Genomic DNA, 19,106 nt, shown 5'->3' on the forward strand with positions numbered 1-19,106 from the left:
TTCCGTGCTGCTTGCCGTTGTTCAACAAAGAAACAGCGGCTTGCCCTCAGGCAAGATCACGCTACCCAGACGTTCTTCTACTGTTCATGCTAAACGTTGTTTAGCGTACTTTCCACACGATGGCCTCCTGGTGCCTCTCACGGCCTTTTCCGAACCGAAGCGCCTGCCAGAGAGCCCAGCAGACCCGTCTGGTTTACACGCATGAATGCCGGACGCTGGTGGTGGAGACGTCATTGGAGGGCGAACGCTCCGGCCGAGTTCGCGGCCGGAGTTGAGAATATAACGGCTGCTCTGGCACTGTCCGGAAGCCACTGATCTTTGAAATCGAATATATCTCAGGAATTCTCTACCTCCTCGCTGTGTGTACATGTTATGATGACACAGAGGGAGGAGACAATGAGCCAGCATCTTTCAGATAACGCACCATCCCCACAGAAAATCGGTGTTCGAGAATTTCGAGGAAACCTGACAGTTTATCTGCGTCAGGTCAGACAAGGCAGCACGATCCTTGTTACATCTCACGACCAGGTCGTGGCTGAACTGCGGCCGCCTGCTCCTTCCTATCGTCCCCGTCGTCAGCCAGGAGTCCTTCGAGGGCGAATCAGGATGAGCGAAGATTTTGATCAGACACCGCCGGACGTTCTTGAAAGCATGGAACGCGACCTGTGAAGGTTCTGCTCGATACGCATGCGTTGCTCTGGTGGCTTTCGGATTCTGATCGGCTAGGAGATAATGCACGGGAAATCATTGCGGATCCGGCCCATGATATTCTGGTGAGTGTCGTGTCATTATGGGAGATTGCAATCAAAATCCGTATCGGAAAACTGGATGCGGATATAAACGATATTCTGGCAGCAATTCCTGGCGAAGGCTTCTCTCTGCTGCAAATACAGCCCGAGCATCTGAAGATTCTTATGTCTTTGCCTATGCATCATCGTGATCCGTTTGACCATCTTCTAATGGCGCAGGCGCAAGCTGAGCATGCCACCTTTCTTTCAGAAGACGGACAAATGGATTACTATTCTATTAAAATAATCCGTTGTTCCTGAGAATGTGAACAGAACAGCCGAGGATCTGTATCGATGTCCATTCGCCACAGAGGAGAGTTGCTGCATCGGAAGAACAATGTCTATTATTTGAAAGAATTGGCGAGCATTCGGTGAGCATATTATGTTTTCTTGGCTAAAGCGTATTTTCAGCGGATCTGAAATTCCGGATACGACCAATGTGGCGACCAGGAAAGAGACTACTGCCTCGTCATCTACGCACGCTTCCTCATCCCATGCCCAACATATATTTCCCAATGATGAGGCGAAATTAGTATTGCATGGACAATCCCGGAGCCACAAGAAGAACGATGCGCACTGGGTCCCTCCCGGTGAAAAAGTCACGATCCATGGCTTCGAGATAACTGATGGCATGGTCTATGTCGGCAACTTTTTGTCTGCAGCGCCGGATGGAGGCTGGCGTGCCGACACTCCAGCGCCCTGCCTTATCAGACCATCGCTCAAGATCGCGGCCAGAGTGCCGCAAACGAACCTGGATCTGGGTTATTGGTCCTCATATACTGACATCACGCCCAATCAACGATTGGCTTACCTGCATTGGCTGGCGAGCGGAAAATCCGACACGAGCTACCCAATGGGCTATCCCTTCCTTTATTTTTATGGGCTTGAACGTCGCTTGGTAGCCGATACGCCTTCAATGGCTGAAGAGGCGTTGTTGATGGCCGAAGTAGAACGCCTGCGCAGCCTCTTCGAACATAATGGTTCTTTTGCAAACTACAGCACTGAACTGCTCAATTTCATTGAAATGCGACAAACCTTGACCGATATGCAAAGATTGGGGGCATGGAAACCGGATGTCTCAGCTTTGGGAGACCACATGTCTCCCTTACTTCGGGTCAAATTAAGTCTGCATGCGTTGCAAGGCATTCCGCTCGACTTCGATCTCGCCATGGCAGGTATTCTGTCTTTGCCCTCTCACTTAACCGGTTTATGGCCACGCATGGCAATGACACGAGCGCGTCCGGAGTTCATTGAACTCACGCGACATCGTTTTAATAAGAAATTTCCTGACGGTGTGCGGCTCAAAGATAAAAAAAAGAGCCGACTTGATCTGAGCTATCGAGCGGCAAGTCAGTATCTCCATGTCTCGATCAAGTTTGATGGCTTCGATCGCCTTCCTGATCCAGCGCAATTGACATGGACCAAAATGATCAAGCTCTGCGAAGGGGCCCGTGAGGATCTGACTCCATTTGCCAAGGTCATCGGCAAGGAACGTGAACGTGTCGACAGTATGGCTGCCGCCTTGATGCTGCCCGTAGAACTTGGGGAAAGAGAAACCGTTCGTGCTTTCAGAGCCTGGCTGGACGATCTGCCCCGGCCTGTTGCCGATGTGCCGCTTAAGGAACTGGGTCTGCGATGCTTTGGTTCTGGCAAGGGGGCCACGGGTCTGCGGCAAGCGCGCGACATGTCCGCCATGCTGGCACGCCTAGGTTACGGCATGGAACCGGATCCAACCTATGGTGGGAACAAGCCAGGCGAGAATATAATCTTATTCTACGCTGGCGACGCCCAGGATTCCCTGATACCTGTCGGTGACAACTTCCGCATCGCTGCCGTGGTCATGACCGCCATCGGCCCGGCAGCAAAAAACCTGACCTTGGGTACAAATCTGGTCAACGATCTCACCACACACCTGCAGCTTACCCCGCCTGAAACAAAACGGCTGATAGCCCGCCTGCGCCTGCTTCCGCCGCGCTTGCCAACGCCTGGCCGCCTCAAAGCCATCGTTGATAGTCTGGAGTCCGGGCAACAAACCATAGTCGCCACGCTGGCAGCTTCTGTCACTGTAATGACAGGTGAAACCGACCAAGGCATGATGGTGGCTCTTGAGCGGCTTTACGAAGCCTGTGGTCTCGATCGACGGGAACTCTACGCCACCTTGCATCGGGTTACGGCTGCCAGGGCATCCTATACCGCGGAACCGATCGTGGTCGAGGATGGCAGGTCACAGGGAGGCGGCCATCGAATTCCAGCACCGCCTTCGAAAGCGAAACCTGCTGACGGTATCATCATTGATATGGGGAAGGTCGGCACCATCCTGCGCGAAACGAGGGCGGTCGAGAAAATCCTGGCACCAATCTATGAGGACGAGACTTCTGAAATTCCAAGTCCGGCAGTCGTTGCACCCACTTTGGAACAGGCAACGCGCTTCGCCGGACTTGGTGCGGAGCAGACGCGACTGCTTGAGATCCTGGTCAACCAAAAGGAGTGGACACGCTCCGGATTTGAGGCCAAGGCACACGAACTCGGGTTGATGCCAGATGGCGCACTCGAAGCCATCAACGAATGGGCCTATGATACTTTCGATGAAGAACTCATTGAGGACGGCGACCCTTTGATCATCAATATGGCGCTCCTTGCTGACGCGCCGGGAGCAGCATCATGACCAACCTTGGTATTGCAACCTCAGACGGGGCGCGCACTGCGGAGAAAATCAGGCCCAGAGACCGCGATAGCGTCATTCAGGCGCTTCGCGCAGGTGTCGTGCCACGGTCAGGCATCCAATTAGTGCAGGTCGGTCGCGCGGGCGAAGTCAACCAGGTGGTGCTGGACGTCAAACGCATCGCGGACGGTGGTTCTGCTGTTCGTTTCATCATTGGCGACTACGGTGCAGGCAAGACTTTTTTCCTTAATCTGGCGCGCTCCATTGCCATGCAAAGCAAGCTGGTCGTGGCGCATGCAGATTTATCGCCTGATCGTCGCCTGCATGCCAGCGGCGGCCAGGCTCGCAGCCTTTACGCAGAACTCATGCGTAACATGGCCACCCGCACCAAGCAGGATGGTGGAGCGCTTGCAAGCGTAGTCGAACGTTTCATCATAGAGACACAGGCTGCTGCCAAGGCTTCGGGTCGCAAGGTTGGAGACGTTATCCAAAAAAGACTGCTTCCCATTCAGGAACTCGTTTCCGGCTATGACTTTGCAACCGTCATCGAATGCTACTGGCGAGCTTTCGAAGAAGGTAGCGAGAGCGGAAAGGCTGCGGCACTGCGCTGGCTCCGTGGCGAATACACGCTCAAAACCGAGGCCCGGGAGGCGCTCGGCGTACGCTCTATCATCGATGATGCCTCGGTTTACGATTACCTGAAAGTCATGAGCCGCTTCGTGACCCTGGCAGGCTATTCCGGCTTTCTGGTCATGTTCGATGAATGCGTAAACCTCTTCAAGCTGGTCAGCGCCCAGTCGCGCAATGCGAACTACGAGCAGATTCTCCGTATCGTGAATGATGTGCTTCAAGGTTCGGCTGAATCCCTCGGCGTCTATTTCGGGGGCACCCCCGAATTCCTGATGGACAGCCGCCGGGGCCTTTACTCTTACGAAGCGTTGCGATCCCGTTTGGCTGAAAACAGCTTTGCCCGAAATGGTCTGGTTGATCTTTCCGGCCCGGTCATCCGGCTTCAGAGCCTGACACCCGAAGACCTCTACATTCTGCTTGGCAGGTTACGGCACGTCTTTGCCTATGGTGACCAGAATCGTTATCTGGTGCCGGATGAGGTTTTCAAAGCCTTCATGACTCATTGCAACCAGAGGATTGGCGAGGCTTATTTCCGTACACCGCGTAACACCATCAAGGCTTTTCTCGACCTGCTTGCCATCCTGGAACAGAATTCACAGGCGCAGTGGCAGGATCTGGTGGACCAGGCTGAAGTCGCGCCTGATACGCCCTTGGCGGGTGGCGATATTGTCGAGGTCGACAATAAAGATACGCCTGGTGGGGCAGGCTCTTCGACGATCGGCTCCGCTCAGGCCTCTCCCGATGATGATCTGGCGGACTTCAAGCTTTGAACGACGCGCCGCCCGACCCACTCGGGCAAACTTCCGGTAAGGGTGCATCGACGGCTTTCGATCTGTTGCACGAGCAAATCCGGCGCTGGATCTGGCGTCAGGGATGGACAGAGCTTCGTGATATTCAGGAACGATCCATTCCCGTCCTTCTGGAAGGACAGCAGGATCTCATCATCGCGGCCGGGACCGCAAGCGGAAAGACCGAGGCGGCCTTCTTGCCAATTGTTTCGCGACTGGCAGCAGATGAACGCAAACCCGGTGCCGGCTTCGAGGCCATTTATATCAGTCCTTTGCGCGCACTGATCAACGATCAGTTTGGTCGCATGGAGACACTTTGCGAAGAAGTGGAAATTCCAGTCTGGAAATGGCATGGGGATGTAGCCAGCAGCATCAAGGAGCGTGCACGCAAGCGGCCCCAAGGGATATTGCTGACCACGCCAGAAAGTCTGGAGGCCATCCTTGTTCGACGGGGAAATGAGGCGAAGCGTCTGTTCGCTGCGCTAAGTTACATCGTGGTTGACGAAATGCATGCCTTTATGGATGCAGAGCGCGGACGCCAACTTCAATCGCTGCTCAATCGTATCGAGATCGCCGCCGGACATCGGGTAGTTCGCGTAGGCCTTTCGGCCACCCTGGCCGACATGAGAACCTCTGCGGCTTTCCTACGGGCATTGAATGCGGATGGCGTGGAGATACTGGAATCTGAAATGGGCAGCCAACCCCTGAAGCTCCAGCTTCGCGGCTATATACAGCCGCGCCTGAAGCAACGGGGCGACAATTCAGACAAGGGCGAGGTCGCCGAGCGCACGGCAGACATGGAGATTGCAACACACATCTTCAACACGCTCCGGGGGCATCGGAGTTTGATCTTTGCCGGCTCACGACGGAATGTTGAACTTTATACCGCAAGGTTACGTGGCCTTTGCGAGACATTGGGCGTGCCGGAGGAGTTTTTCGCTCATCATGGCAGTTTGTCGCGTGAGCACCGTGAGGAAGCTGAACGAAGGCTGAAAGAAGAAGATCGACCAGGTTCCATTGTCGCAACCACGACCCTCGAACTGGGCATCGATATTGGCCACATTGATGCTGTAAGCCAAATCGGGCCGGGACATACTGTTTCAGGCATGCGCCAGCGACTAGGACGTTCCGGTCGTCGTGCAGGACAATCCTCGGTAATGCGGGTTTACACCACCGAGATGGCGATCGACGAGCGCATCCATCCCATTGATGCTATGCGGCCAAGCACGGTGCAGACCATAGCCATGCTCAATCTCATGCTGAGGCGCTGGAATGAACCGCCTCAAATTGGGCGGCTCCACCTCTCCACGCTGATACAGCAAATTCTGGCCCTGATCGCTCAACACGGTGGTCTGACAGTCAAACAGGGCTGGAACCACTTGATCGAGAGTCGGGTATTTCCTGAAATTGATCAGGCCCTCTACATTGATGTGCTGCGGCGAATGAAGCATCCGGAAGTCCAGCTTATTGAGCAGGCGCCAGACGGGACGCTTTTGCCAGGCGAAGAAGGTGAGCGGGTCATCAATGACCGTGGGTTCTACGCCGTATTCATGACGCCTGACGAGTTCAAGGTTATCACGGATCGCGGACGGAACCTCGGTACGCTGCCGGTCGATAACCCCGTGATGCCGGAACAACTCATTATCTTCGCTGGACGGCGGTGGCAGATAATCGAGATCGACAATCGACGCCGGGAAATTCTGGTCACACGAGCTTATGGCGGCGTGCCGCCTGAATTTGGTGGCGAGGGCCTGCCCCCGGCTGACGAAGTCGTGGCAGAGATGCGCAGGGTTTACGAGAACATCGCTATTCCCCGCTTTCTCGACAAGGCAGCACTTGAGTTTCTTACTGAAGCCAGAGAGACGTTCGATCATCTTGGACTGCGCCATGCGAGCCTGCGACGACATGAGGACGAACTCCTGCTTTTCCCTTGGGTCGGCAATCGGGCACAACTGGCCTTCGTGCTGGCGCTTGCCTCTCATGGCGTAATGGCTAATTCGGAAGGTATCGCGGTCACGGTTCCTGCTAAGGATGGGAGCAAATTGATTGCCGCCCTAAAAATCATTGCAGAAGGACCTGTGCCGGACGCGAAAATTTTAGCTCGACTAGTGCCGGATATGAAGCGAGCGAAATATGACGCCTATTTAGGAGACGAATTGCTGGCGCGTTGCTACGCCAGTGAGCATATCGACGCGGAACGTGTGCCGATTATTGCGGCTGACCTGCTTTCTAGATTTCCGACTGAGGTAAAAACAATTTTTGAATCCTAAATACCTTTATAATGTTTGGCGTTGACCGGAATGTATTGGAATGGCGGATACCCCGGCCCGACAACCTGCTCAAAAGTCGAAATATAATCTAACAGTCTGTCGGGTTGGGCATTTTGCGGCTGATAACGCCGAGGCTGACCCGGCTTATGCCGCCTGAAGCCGCGCCATTCTTTTGCAGTTATATGCGAGTGCAACGAGGGTCCATTCGGTCGTGACTTTTGCAAGGCTGCGCAGGCTGAATCTTCTGAAGCCCATGATGCTTTTGATAATTCCAAAGACCGGCTCCACGGTCTGTTTGCGTAGTCTGTAAACATCTCCGGCTTCTGTAGTTTCCAGCCTGTCCTTCATGGCAAGCCGCCAGGGTTCAGTTATCCGGCGTGGCTCCTTTGCTTCGGGATGGGGTCGGAAGTCGTAAGGTCTGCGGGCACAGGGCCGTCCGATGGCGACCAGCGGATCAATGCCCTTTTTCCGCAATTCCCGGACCGCCTGCCCGCTGGCGTAACCGGTGTCGGCGAGCACTGTCTCCGGGAGACCGATCGTGTGTTCCATCGACAGCACGGTGCTGGCAAAGGACGGCGCGTCCGCTGACGTGGCGACAACGCCGGTTGTCACGATCAGCTGACTGCCTTCGGCGCAGACCACGGCCTGGGCATTGTAAGCCTGCCGGAACTCGTGGGCATCCGAACGCCGCATGAGGCGACTGTCGGGATCGGTCAGGCTGATCTGCCGGTCGGGTGGTGGTTCATCATCCGGCGGTTTCGGCGCCCGGCCGCGACGCCCTGTTTTTGCGTCATGCGCCGCCTTCTTTTTCTCGTATGCCGGTCGCGCCGCCTCGGCCTGCGCCTTCGCATCTGCTTCCAGCCGGGCGCAGGCTCCGTCCAGCTTCGCTTTCAGCGCTTCCCGGCGGGCAAGCTCTTCTGGCAGGGCCTGCGGATCTCTGTCTGTGGCATCCGCGTGCTCCGCCTGGTCCATCAGTTTCGCGATATCCACCGCCAGCTGTTCGCGCAGCGCCCTGATCCGGTCGTAGCGCAGGGAACGGTATTTCGAAGCGTCGGCATCGATTTTCGTGCCGTCAATCGACACCACGCCCAGACGCAGCAGGCCCGTCTCGCGCGCCAGAAGCAGGACCTGCGCAAATGCAGCTTCAATGGCTGTCCGGTTCGTCCGGCGGAAGGTCGCAATCGTATCATGATCCGGATGCAGGTTCGCCGCCACGAAGCGCACCCCGATATCGCGATATGTCGCCCGCTCGATCCGGCGTGAGGAAAACAGCCCGTTCGCATAGCTGAAGATCAGAAGGGCCAGCATCAGACGCGGATGGTACTGTGCCTTGCCACCCGTGCGCACTGGCACGCAGAACGCATTCATCGGAACCCGTTCAACGGCGGCTACAACGAAATGCGCCATATCATCAGCCGGAAGCCACGACTTCAGATCAGGCGGCAGAAGATACGGCTGAGACCGGTCAAACGGGATGAAGCTGCTCATCTCACCACCTTACAACCTTACCCCTTCACAGGGTACCCCAACCCTGTGAGTGCTGGTTGTAATCTCCCCAAATGTGCTGGTTGAAAATTCCCCAGTTTGAGGACTGTGCGTGATCGTCATGGGGGCATGCCCCCATGACGATCACGCGGCACATTTATCCCTGCTGATGCCAAAGGAAGGGCGAGCAGGTGATAGGACTCAGGGAGGTCGTTTTGATCCAGGAACTCAAAAGACAGGGGCTCAGCATCAGCGCCATCGCGCGCCAGACAGGGCTCGATCGCAAGACAGTGAAGAAGTATCTGGCCAATGGGCTGGAGACTCCAGCCTATGCACCGCGTAAACCGGTGGCCAGCGCAGCAGAACCTTATCGAACCTATCTGTTGGAGCGGATGGCAAGTTATCCCGGACTTTCATCGCGCAGGCTGCATCGTGAAATTCGCGACATGGGATATGACGGTGCCTATTCATCGCTGACGGAATATCTCCGGCAAATCCGCCCCCCGCTGCCCAGGCCTTATGAGCGGCGCTTCGAGACCGGAGCCGGCGTTCAGGCGCAGGTCGATTTTGCGGAATTCCAGACAGTCTTCACCGGCGAGCCAGGCATCGTGCGCAAGGTCTGGTTGTTCAGCATGGTGCTGGGGCACAGTCGCTGGCTGTGGGGACGTTTCTGCCCGAACCAGGGTCTGGAAACAGTGATGCGTTGCCACATCGCCGCCTTCGAGGCGATGGCGGGCTGCTGCACGGAAATTCTCTACGATCGCATGAAGACCGCTGTCATCGGTGAGGATGATGCGGGCGTGGTGACCTACAATGCCTCGCTGGTGGCGCTTCTGGCCCATTATGGCAGCGCCCCCAGAGCCTGCCAGCCCTATCGCGCCAAGACCAAGGGCAAGGTCGAGCGACCCTTCCGCTACATCCGTCAGGACTTCTTCCTTGGCCGCAGTTTCCATGATCTCGATGACCTCAACGCCCAGTTCGACGTCTGGCGCGCGGATATCGCCAACGCGCGGGCACATGCCACCACCGGGCGGATCGTGCAGGAGCATTTTGCACAGGAGCAGCCCCATCTGCATCCATTGCCTGCCCTGCGCTACGATGCTGTTCTGAGCGTCGAGCGGCGGATCAGCCGCGAGGGGATGGTGGCGGTGGCCGGCAATTATTACAGTGTGCCTGACACTGCCCGCCGTCGCGTGGTCGAGATCCAGCACCATACACATGAAGTCCTGATCTTCGAGGAAGGGAAACTCATCGCCCGGCATCCCGTGCTGGAAGGCAAAAACCGTAAGCGGATCGAGCCAGGCCACCGCAAGGCCCCACCGGTTCAACACGCCGAGATGTTGCCGACGACACCGGCGGTGCCGATCCTCCAGCGTCCTCTGGCTTTCTACGGCGCGGTGGGTGAACGCCTGGCCAACATCAATGCCAAAGGGACCGCATGATGTCTGTCACCGAACGCATCCGACAAAGCCTGCTGGCTCTCCATATGGCACGCGCCCTCGAAACGCTTGATCACACGCTGGGCAGGCTGGAAAAGGGCGAGATCAGCGCCATCGAGGCCATCGACGATCTGCTGGCCGAAGAACTGAACCTGCGCGAGGGACGGCGCATCAGCGTAGCACTGCGCACCGCCCGCCTCATGCCGATCAAAACTATCGAGAGCTTCGACTTCTCGTTCCAGCCTTCACTCGACAGGCATCGCATCACCGCGCTGGCCCAGCTCGAGTTCATCAATCGGGCCGAGGTGTTGCATTTTCTGGGCCCGCCAGGCACCGGAAAATCCCATCTGGCCACAGCCATCGGCGTGGCCGCCGTCAGGGCCGGACGCAGCGTCTATCGCTGCTCTCTGGCAGAACTGCTCGAGGCGCTCACCAGAGCCGAACGCGAGGGGCGTCTGGCCGAGAAAATTCGCTTCTACACGCGGGCTTCGCTGCTGATCGTCGATGAAGTTGGCTACCTGCCAATCACGCCAGGTGGTGCCAACCTCTTCTTCCAGCTGGTCAATGCCCGCTACGAAAAGGGAGCGATGATCCTGACCTCCAATCGCGGTTTTGCCGAGTGGGGCGAGGTCTTCGGCGACCCGGTCGTCGCCACCGCGCTGCTCGACCGGCTACTTCACCATGCTGTCGTCGTCCACATCGAAGGTGCCAGCTATCGCCTGCGCCAGCATGCCGATCTGATCCCCGAGCATACACGGGCCCACGCCAATCTGATGCCACCGGCAGCGCCAAAGCGCCGCGGTAGGCCCCCAAAGCATGGAGCTATCGATCACCTCAATGGCTGATCACCATATCCGTGCTGGGGAATTTTCCGACAGCACATGTGGGGAATTTTGAAACAGCATTTACAAACCCGACAGACTGCTAAGGCACACACTATCACCGCTATGGTGGGGAGACGCAGATCACGGCGAGGGAAACGCAACATTGGCAATCGATGCCTCTCCCCGTCGCACCAGTTCAAGGCCAGCCACAAACGTAGCAGCAACAACCGCGCGACGATCAATGATCCTGTCCGGTCCCCTTAAATCCGTTAGGAGCATACAGTCTTCCCATATGCTGCGGAAGGTTCCGTTCGCTATTTTTTCACAGACCAGAGTCAGCGCATCTGTCACACGCCAATATGCAGGCACATTAATCCGATAGACGGGAACGGACGTCGCAACCCGCGCCAATTCCTGCTCCAGTACACTGAGACAGGCTTCCATCAGACTGAAATACGTCCCCTGCCATGCAGAAACACTGCTATCCGCCCGCGCCCCGCCCCGCGTAAAAACCGACACGCCAAGCTGCGGTCGCGCCTCCAGCCAGTCCGCTGCCGCGCGCATCTGCAACAACCCCTCGATTTGGTCCGCCGTCCGGCGTGCCTCGCTCTCGGCAACCTGCTTTTCCGCCTGCGTGGCAAACAGCAGCCGCGAGCGCAGGAATACCAGCCGGGCGATCCAGATCACCCAGTCCGCGCGCTGCATGAGTGGCGTGGTCTGGGCCAGCCGCTCCGCCTCATCCACAAACTGGGCCGCTAGGTCCGCAATGGACAAGATGCCCAGATCCAGGCGCTGCCGTTCCGCCAGATCCAGCAGCAGGTCCAGCGGCCCGTCAAACCCCTCGACATGGAACTCGGGCACCGCCGGGCGCGGCAACCGACGCGGCTGATCGCCCCAGTCTTCGTCCTTGTCAGGCAGCATCGGCGGTCTTCCCGGCATCAGCGCGCGCGTACTGCGGCCGGATGTCGAAAACCAGCTCTGGCCAGTCCGTCCGCACCCGCTCCAGCGCCTGCCACGGCGTCCATTCCGCCGACCAGAAGTTGTAGACCAGCCGCGCACTGCGGCGGGCGCGCTGGTCGCGCACGGCTTCGACCTCCACCCGACGCAACGGCAGCAGCGTGCCCCACTGTGCCTGCAGCCAGGCCGCCGCCGCGCATGAATCCGCCCCGGCTTCCAGAATGGGACCGGGCACCGGTACCAGCCGGTGCAGGTCAAAGGCACAGGCGGGCGTACCCGCCGCCTGATGCTGCAGGGCGATCCGATGCAGGCGTTCGGATGCCTGGCGCAGCAGCCGGGCCAGCGTCACCGCCTGCGCCCCCTTTGCCGCCATCGGCGCCAGCAGGCGGGCCTGTTCGTAGTCAAAATCCACCTGCCAGGGGATGATCCCCGGTCCCCGGGCCGCCACCCGGAACCGGGCCACTTCGTCTACCGGACCGCTCACCGTCAGCGTTGTCCGGATCCAGCCCGGGGCGGCCCTCATCGTGCGTCGACGCACCGCCGTCCCAACTGGGGACTCTGGCGGGGACCCGGATTTTGTCCGCCGCGTCCGGTGGGCCGGGCGGTCCGGACGTCCCAGCGCCCGGTCCAGCACGAACCGGATCCCCGGCACCGACAATGGATCCCCGACCGTGCCATGCGCATCGATCCCCCGGAACGCCGCCCCCCACCGCAATTGCGCGGCATCGCGCCAGGCCGCCCAGCTCCGCACCGGACAAACGGCCGGGTCCCGGCGGCGCCGCAACCGGCGCAACCGGTGGCGCCCGGACCGGGGCCGCAGCAGGGCAACGGTCATCCCGTCTGTCGTGTCGCTGATGTCTTCCACCGTCAGACGGGCCAGCGCCTCGGCGCCGATGTCCAGCGTAGCCGCCAGCAACAGCAAAGCCCGGTCGCGCAAGCCGGGCAGGTCGGCCCTACAGCGTCGCGCGGCGGCCAGCAGCGAAGCCGCATCGACCCCGGCCCCGGTCCGGCGCACCCGCGTAGCGGGCAGGGCGACATCGAACGCCTCGCCATTGGCAGCACACCATGCCGTCAGCGCCGCGCGATCCACCACCAGGCTCTGCCGCGGCCGTCCCGTCTTCGCCCGGGCCTCCAGCCACGCTGCCACCGCGACAGGGCCGACCGGAAAGCCGCTATCGGCTGGCTGGGTTCTGACAAAGGCGCGCCAGGAGGCCGCATAGGTCCGTGCCGTGGCAGGCGACAGGCCGGTCGGCGAACGCGCCGCCTGCAGCAGTCGGCCGGTCTCAGCCATTCTGATCGGATCCCCGGTTTTCCGCCCTAAACTCGCTGCAGGCCGACGTCGGACGGACGGCGAAAGCGGACAGCCTACCCGCCCTCAGCGGAAAACCGCGCTGCCTGACCCTGACCATATTAAGGCGTTTGTGCTTCATATAATGCGTCGTATCATGTTAACGGGTTTTGGAGAACGGAAAAGCGCCCGATTGATCTGGAAAGGCGCGGTTTCCCGGACTTTCTGCCCCCTCCCTTCCTCGCGGGGCAAAATCCGACCAATCAAAAACTTACTTCCGATAAGTTATCTTGTCGGAAGTAGGACAAATCTGGAAATTCCTGCTAATTTTATCGAATGGCCCTTAATAAGGAGAATGTCAGGTTTTCCGCGATCCTCTCCGATTCAGGTTCCCCTTAATCAGGAGAAAAATGATCCTTATTAATGCGAAAAAGTACCCTTAATTCGGTTACGCATCATCAGTGCTTCCAGGCAGCAGCCTCCCCCAGCCCGCTATGCTTGGATGACGCCACTGCAAAAAACTCTCTGGACTGAAAACCTCGCGTTGCTTTCCTCTCCCCACGGGGCGCCGTCGACTTGTCCCGCCAAGCCCCCTGTCCATCCCGGACAGGGCTGAAGAAAACTCTCATTCTGGTCCGTTATGGCGATCTCCTGACAGCTTTACTCCGTCAATGGTTGAGCGCAAAACAGCATATGCGATAATCTGACCTGCCCCTCGCCCGTCCCATAACCGAAAGAGAAACGTCAATGATCTGTTTGCGTCCGCTCGTCATTGCCGCATTGCCGTTCCTTATTTCCGGGCATGCGCGTGCCCGCATGGTCGACAGGCCAGTTTCGTAGACGTTCGAGGGCGCGCGTTATGACTGCGTCCTAATCTACGACGACACGACTGCCGCGCGGCGGCCGGGTCTCCTGATGGTGCCCGCATGGTTCATGCGTCAACGAGAGCGTGATCCGCAAGGCCGAGGACATCGCAGGGCAACGCTACGTGATCCTGCTGACGGATATGTATGCCGCCGCGATCCGCCCGAAAGACGCCGCTGGCGCACGCGATGCCATATCCCCCTTCTGCTCGCTGACCGTTCCATGATGCGCCGTCGCGTGGCCTTTGCCCTGGCACAGTTCAGGTCGTTTGTATCGCAGGCACCAATCGACACGACCCATCTTGCGCCATCGGTTATTGCTTCGGCGGCGCGGCCGTGCTGGATCTCGCGCGGTCCGGTCCGGAGATCGCAGCCGTGGTCGCGTTCCACGGCAATCTCTCGACGGATAATCCCGCCCTGGCACATGCGATCCGGGCACGGGTTCTTGCCATGAACGGGGCGGATGATACCTCGACCAGCTCCCAGTTTGACGGCTTCCTGACCGAAATGTACGGCAGCCCTGCCCCGTGGCAGTTTCTCGCCATCGGCCATGCTGTCCATTGCTTCACCGAAAAGGAGGCCGTGGCCTCATCCGGCCTATGCCGGTACGATGCGCAGGCAGATGCCTGGTCAATGCATATGGCTCGACAAAAGTTTCTCCTCGCATTGACGATCCGGGATGAATGTCCCGCTTCGGTCCAGATTGCGTGGAAGAGCGAACCAGATCCGCACCATTTATCTACTGTTGGGAATATCTCGCCTTCATCAGAAAACGGCGGATATGATGTCCGTCTTAGTGAACATTATGGAATGCTGCGGGCCACTCTGGGTTCATACGCAGCATAATCCGTCACGCCGAAGGATCGATAGATTAGACTTCTATCAATCATAAAAATGCGATAGAATGATTGATAGAGCCTTGGGATATCAATCATGCTTTGGAATTGGCAGCTTCCGGACTGGCCACATTTTCACTTCGAGAAAAGCTGTCTGCGAGACGCCGAAACGGAGTTCCTGAAAGGTTCAGGCGTGGTCGTCGGTGCGATGCAGCATCTGGACAAAGACGCCAATCAGCATCTTGTCGTTCAACTCATGTCGCAAGAAACGGTCGAGAGCTCCGCTATTGAAGGCGAGGAGCTTGATCGGGCCAGTGTGCAATCGTCGATTGCGCGACACCTTGGCTTCGCCACAGACAGGCGACGTTCTACGCCAACTGAGGCTGGGGCCGCTGAATTGATGGCGGACCTCTATCGGCATTATGCGGCCCCTTTGACTGACCAGAGTCTCTTTGAGTGGCATGCCATGCTCATGAACGGTCGGCGAGATCTGGATGTCATTGGCAGATATCGGACGCATGCCGAGGCAATGCAGATTATCTCCGGCCCCATCCATGCGCCGCACATCCACTTCGAAGCCCCGCCATCTCGAAGCGTCCCTTCGGAGATGGCGCAGTTTATCGGCTGGTTTAACAGGACCGCCCCAAGCGGGATCGACCCCTTGCCCGCGATTGAGCGGGCTGCGATTGCGCATCTGTGGTTTGAGACCATTCATCCCTTTGAAGATGGAAATGGTCGCATCGGACGGGCTATTGCTGAAAAAGCATTGGCGCAAACCCTCGCAGCCCCAACGCTGACGGCGTTGGCCGCGACCATCAATACATACAAGAAAGCGTATTATCTCGAACTGCATCGGGCCAGCAAGACGAACCAGATAGAGAACTGGATGGTCTGGTTCTCTCAGGTCGTGTTGGAGGCGCAATCCCGCACGCTTCGGAACATCCGGTTTCTTATTGAGAAAACGCGGTTTCTGGATCGCTTACGCGGAAAACTGAACATTCGTCAGGAGAAGGCCCTGCTTCGAATGCTGGCAGAAGGGCCTGATGGTTTTCAAGGTGGCCTGAGTGCCCAGAATTATCGGTCGATTACAGGGGCGACGTCTGCCACGGCGACGCGTGATCTGGTTGATCTGGTGGCGCTTGATGCTCTTATTCGGACAGGAGAAAACCGGTATGCCCGGTATTCTCTTCGTCTCTGACAAACATGTAGTTTACTGTTCAGCCACGAAAAAACCTTCAAGGTCGCTGCTTATGGACGCGGATAATCTGACAGAGCTCCCGACCGCGCTGGATAGCATTTTCTGCCACGATTAACTGGACGGTGCCAAATAGGTGGTTGGTAAAATAGGATTTCTGTTCCCATTCATGAGGCATTTCGACAAAAATCCCAAAATGCGCTTGTTCCAGAGCCTTTCCACCCTACCTGCCTGTCTGCCCCTCCCCTGCTGCCCGCGTAGCGGTCGGCTCTGTCCTGCCGAACCGATCGCCCAGCCTAGGCCGGGCCAGCGGAAAAGAGGCAGGGGCGACCCCGGTCACCTTTTCTGCACCCAGGGGTCTTCGGACCGGGAAAGCCGGTCATGCTGAGCGACATCCGCATCCTCGGCTCCAGCAGGCGCGCGCAGGCCGCGCTGCACGCCCGCGTTGACCATTTGACACGACAGCGTCTGGCCGAGACACAGGACCCGGCGCGCTGGCGCGAAATCCTCTCGACCGCGCGGTTCACCCCGCCCCTGCCCCTGCTTCTGGCGGGCATCGAATTGCCGGACGGTAGCTATTCCCCGGATATCCCCCTCGCCCAGGGCGTGCCATATGCGTCGGCTGCCCAGCAGATGGCTCAGGACCATGTGGCCGATGTCCCATCGGGGTTCGAACTGGCTGTCGGACTGGAAATCGACGACGGTACGCCCAGCTTCCTGGCCTGGTTCCGGCCGCTCCAGCCCGTAGGAGCCTGTCCCGGGACGTCAGACGCATCGCCTCCTGCGCCCGTCGGCCAGCCGGCTGCTGCCGTCGCGCAATGGTTTTCCGTCGTCTCGACACAGCCTGTGCCCGAACATGATGGCCGCCTGGCCACGGCCCGTCAGGCGGCCGATGCCTATATGCACCGCAGCAAGGCCGAAAACACGCTGCGCACCTATCGCGCCGCCGTGCGGTCCTGGTGTCGCTGGGCTGCCGGTCATGCCCTGCCCGCCCTGCCGGCCCGCGGCGAGGATGTTGCCGCCTATCTGGCCGACATGGCGCTGCAGGGCCGCAGGACCAGCACCATAGACCTGCATCGGGCCGCCCTGCGCTACCTGCATCACCTGGCGCAGATTGCCGTACCCACCGCCCACCCGATGGTGACCGCAACGCTTGCCGGCATCCGGCGGGAGGCAAAGGAGACTCTGCCCCGCCAGAAAACCGCGCTCACCTGGGACAGGCTGGTCCGGGTCGTCGAAGCCATCAGTCCACATGATCTGGTCGGTGCGCGGGACCGGGCCATTCTCCTGATCGGTTTTGCTGGCGCGTTCCGGCGCTCCGAACTTGCCGCACTGAAGGTGGACGACATCACGGTGGATGAGGATGGCATGCAGATCCGGCTGGGCCGGTCCAAGGGTGATCCCCAGCGCAAGGGTACTCTGATCGGCATCCCGCGGGGCCTGACCCGGAACTGCCCGGTTCTGGCATACGAGACCTGGCTCCGGCAGGCCGGGATCACGGAAGGTCCGGTCTTCCGGCGCATCTGGTCCGCGCGGGGCCACAGGGCGGGAGTCACTCCCGTCGGAGCCCCGCCCAGGATCGGGCCGCACGCCCTGTCGGACCGGGCAGTCACGGACATCATCCGCAAACGCTGTGGCGACACCCACCTTGAGGGGGACTTTGGCGGACACAGCCTGCGCCGCGGCGCCATCACCACGGGGGCGAAAGACGGGTATGATCTCCTGGAACTGAAGCGCTTCTCGCGGCACAAAAGCCTTCAGGTCGTCGAGACCTATATCGACGCGGCCAGCATCAAGGCCCGGCACCCGGGAAGATCGAGATTCTGAGCCTGTCTTGACCCCTGCCGCCAGAGCGCTTCAACTCGCCCTCAACCGCAACACGTCAGGGCGGATCAAAGAGAGGAAACAGCGTCATGGGTTCCAGAATTCTTGTTGTCGGCGCAGGCGCCGTGGGTGGGTATTTTGGCGCCCGCATGGCCAGCGCCGGGCATGACGTGACCTTTCTGGTGCGCGAAAGGCGCCTGCAGCAGCTCCGTGCCGGGGGCCTGTGCCTGATCAGTTCCGTTGGCAACGTCACCATGACCCCCCGGATGGTGATGGCCGGTGGGATTGAGGGGCCCTACGACATCATCCTGCTCAGCGTAAAAGCCTATTCCCTGATGGCTGCAATGAACGATTTCGCGCCTGCGGTGGGACCGCAGACACGGATTGTCCCGCTTCTCAACGGCATGCAGCATCTTGATATTCTGGCAGACCGCTTTGGCCCTGCCGCGGTCATGGGAGGCACGTGCTTTATCGTCAGCATGCTTGATGCGCAGGGGCGCATTGTCCAGACGGGCTCCCTTCCCCGGCTTTCCGTCGGGGAGCGGGACGGTAGCAATACGCCAGCGGCGCGCAGTATTGCGGAAACCCTGTCGGGCCCCGGATTTAAAACCGTGTGTTCCACCCACATCCTGCAGGATATGTGGGACAAATGGGTGCTGCTCGCCGCCTTGGGCAGCATCTGCTGCCTGATGCGCGGAACCGTGGGGGATATCGCCAGCCAGCCAGCAGGTCAGGGCTTTGCGCAGGCGGTCATCCATGAATGTGCGTCAACGGCCGCCGCTGCCGGTTATCCCCTGCGGGATGCCGCGCTAAAGGGCACTGTCAGTCTCCTGACGAAAACGGACTCCACCCTGACGTCCTCCATGTTCCGGGATCTGCTGCAGGGCGCTCCTGTGGAGGCGCAACAGATTATTGGTGTCCTGGTCAGGCGGGCGCGCGTCCATCAGATCCCGACGCCTCTCCTCGATCTCACCGATCTGAATCTGCGCGTGTATGAACAACAAAGGCACGCATGAAGAGGCACAGTGCAGATACGACGTCCCAGCGGACATATCCACTTCACAAATCATGCCCGCCTTGCTCAAAGATAATTTCTCCCTGCATGAACAGCCGGAATGGAACGTCTGACTTGGGGGGGTAACAGAATGTCGGTTATCAAGCGACAAGGCTGGCAAAGCAGTCATTCATGGGAACATTTGTGAGCTTTTCGTCGTCACCGTAATGGCGAGAAAGTTTCCGGTAAGCAAAGGCAGGACT

15 protein-coding genes are annotated in these 19,106 nt (G+C 58.9%); 12 read left to right on the top strand and 3 right to left on the bottom strand.

The genetic code is table 11. The features are described 5' to 3' along the window. Positions 1–372: 372 nt before the first annotated feature. From OQZ28_RS15695 to OQZ28_RS15715, 5 genes are all read left to right on the top strand, one after another. On the top strand, positions 373–669 hold the full coding sequence (locus OQZ28_RS15695; protein ID WP_081500394.1) for a type II toxin-antitoxin system Phd/YefM family antitoxin: 297 nt from the start codon (positions 373–375) through the stop codon (positions 667–669). After that, entirely contained in the window at positions 666–1,049 is a 384-nt protein-coding gene (locus OQZ28_RS15700; protein WP_010516112.1) for a type II toxin-antitoxin system VapC family toxin, read from the top strand. The genes OQZ28_RS15695 and OQZ28_RS15700 overlap by 4 nt, the downstream gene beginning before the upstream one ends. Before the next feature lie 121 nt (positions 1,050–1,170). Then, the gene (locus OQZ28_RS15705; RefSeq protein WP_159264376.1) at positions 1,171–3,453 is read left to right on the top strand and encodes a TerB N- and C- terminal domain-containing protein; all 2,283 of its coding nucleotides are present in this window, start codon (positions 1,171–1,173) and stop codon (positions 3,451–3,453) included. Then, the gene (locus OQZ28_RS15710) at positions 3,450–4,850 is read left to right on the top strand and encodes an ATP-binding protein (RefSeq protein ID WP_159264374.1); all 1,401 of its coding nucleotides are present in this window, start codon (positions 3,450–3,452) and stop codon (positions 4,848–4,850) included. Before OQZ28_RS15705 ends, OQZ28_RS15710 begins: the two co-directional genes overlap by 4 nt. Next, complete coding sequence (locus OQZ28_RS15715) at positions 4,847–7,138, top strand: DEAD/DEAH box helicase (RefSeq protein WP_159264372.1); 2,292 nt, start codon at positions 4,847–4,849, stop codon at positions 7,136–7,138. Before OQZ28_RS15710 ends, OQZ28_RS15715 begins: the two co-directional genes overlap by 4 nt. A 144-nt stretch (positions 7,139–7,282) precedes the next feature. Here OQZ28_RS15715 and OQZ28_RS15720 read toward each other — a convergent pair whose 3' ends face one another. After that, positions 7,283–8,626: an IS1182 family transposase gene (locus OQZ28_RS15720; protein ID WP_159264370.1), complete on the bottom strand. Its 1,344-nt coding sequence runs from the start codon at positions 8,624–8,626 to the stop codon at positions 7,283–7,285. Positions 8,627–8,814: 188 nt separating this feature from the next. On the opposite strand from OQZ28_RS15720, the gene istA reads away from it, so the two are divergent. Together istA and istB are read left to right on the top strand one after the other, a co-directional pair. Further along, positions 8,815–10,065: an IS21 family transposase gene (istA, locus tag OQZ28_RS15725; RefSeq protein WP_007396168.1), complete on the top strand. Its 1,251-nt coding sequence runs from the start codon at positions 8,815–8,817 to the stop codon at positions 10,063–10,065. Further along, positions 10,062–10,907 carry an IS21-like element helper ATPase IstB gene (gene istB, locus OQZ28_RS15730; protein ID WP_159264368.1) on the top strand — a complete coding sequence of 282 codons (846 nt, stop codon included), beginning with the start codon at positions 10,062–10,064 and terminating at the stop codon, positions 10,905–10,907. Before istA ends, istB begins: the two co-directional genes overlap by 4 nt. Positions 10,908–11,027: 120 nt before the next feature. On the opposite strand, the gene OQZ28_RS15735 is transcribed toward istB, so the two are convergent. After that, positions 11,028–11,807 carry a segregation and condensation protein A gene (locus OQZ28_RS15735; protein ID WP_159264366.1) on the bottom strand — a complete coding sequence of 260 codons (780 nt, stop codon included), beginning with the start codon at positions 11,805–11,807 and terminating at the stop codon, positions 11,028–11,030. Further along, the gene (locus OQZ28_RS15740; protein ID WP_206065364.1) at positions 11,797–13,134 is read right to left on the bottom strand and encodes a site-specific integrase; all 1,338 of its coding nucleotides are present in this window, start codon (positions 13,132–13,134) and stop codon (positions 11,797–11,799) included. Before OQZ28_RS15740 ends, OQZ28_RS15735 begins: the two co-directional genes overlap by 11 nt. Positions 13,135–14,080: 946 nt before the next feature. On the opposite strand from OQZ28_RS15740, the gene OQZ28_RS15745 reads away from it, so the two are divergent. From OQZ28_RS15745 to OQZ28_RS15765, 5 genes are all read left to right on the top strand, one after another. After that, on the top strand, positions 14,081–14,221 hold the full coding sequence (locus OQZ28_RS15745; protein WP_199858430.1) for a hypothetical protein: 141 nt from the start codon (positions 14,081–14,083) through the stop codon (positions 14,219–14,221). A 109-nt stretch (positions 14,222–14,330) separates the two neighbouring features. Further along, positions 14,331–14,840: a dienelactone hydrolase family protein gene (locus OQZ28_RS15750; RefSeq protein WP_278534033.1), complete on the top strand. Its 510-nt coding sequence runs from the start codon at positions 14,331–14,333 to the stop codon at positions 14,838–14,840. 87 nt (positions 14,841–14,927) lie between these two features. Beyond that, on the top strand, positions 14,928–16,028 hold the full coding sequence (locus OQZ28_RS15755; protein WP_130732964.1) for a Fic family protein: 1,101 nt from the start codon (positions 14,928–14,930) through the stop codon (positions 16,026–16,028). Positions 16,029–16,406: 378 nt separating this feature from the next. Next, positions 16,407–17,852 (top strand): tyrosine-type recombinase/integrase, encoded by a 1,446-nt coding sequence (locus tag OQZ28_RS15760; protein WP_159264364.1) that lies wholly within the window; start codon positions 16,407–16,409, stop codon positions 17,850–17,852. An 86-nt stretch (positions 17,853–17,938) separates the two neighbouring features. After that, on the top strand, positions 17,939–18,865 hold the full coding sequence (locus tag OQZ28_RS15765) for a ketopantoate reductase family protein (RefSeq protein WP_159264363.1): 927 nt from the start codon (positions 17,939–17,941) through the stop codon (positions 18,863–18,865). Positions 18,866–19,106: the final 241 nt, after the last annotated feature.

This window comes from Komagataeibacter sp. NFXK3 (assembly GCF_054182245.1).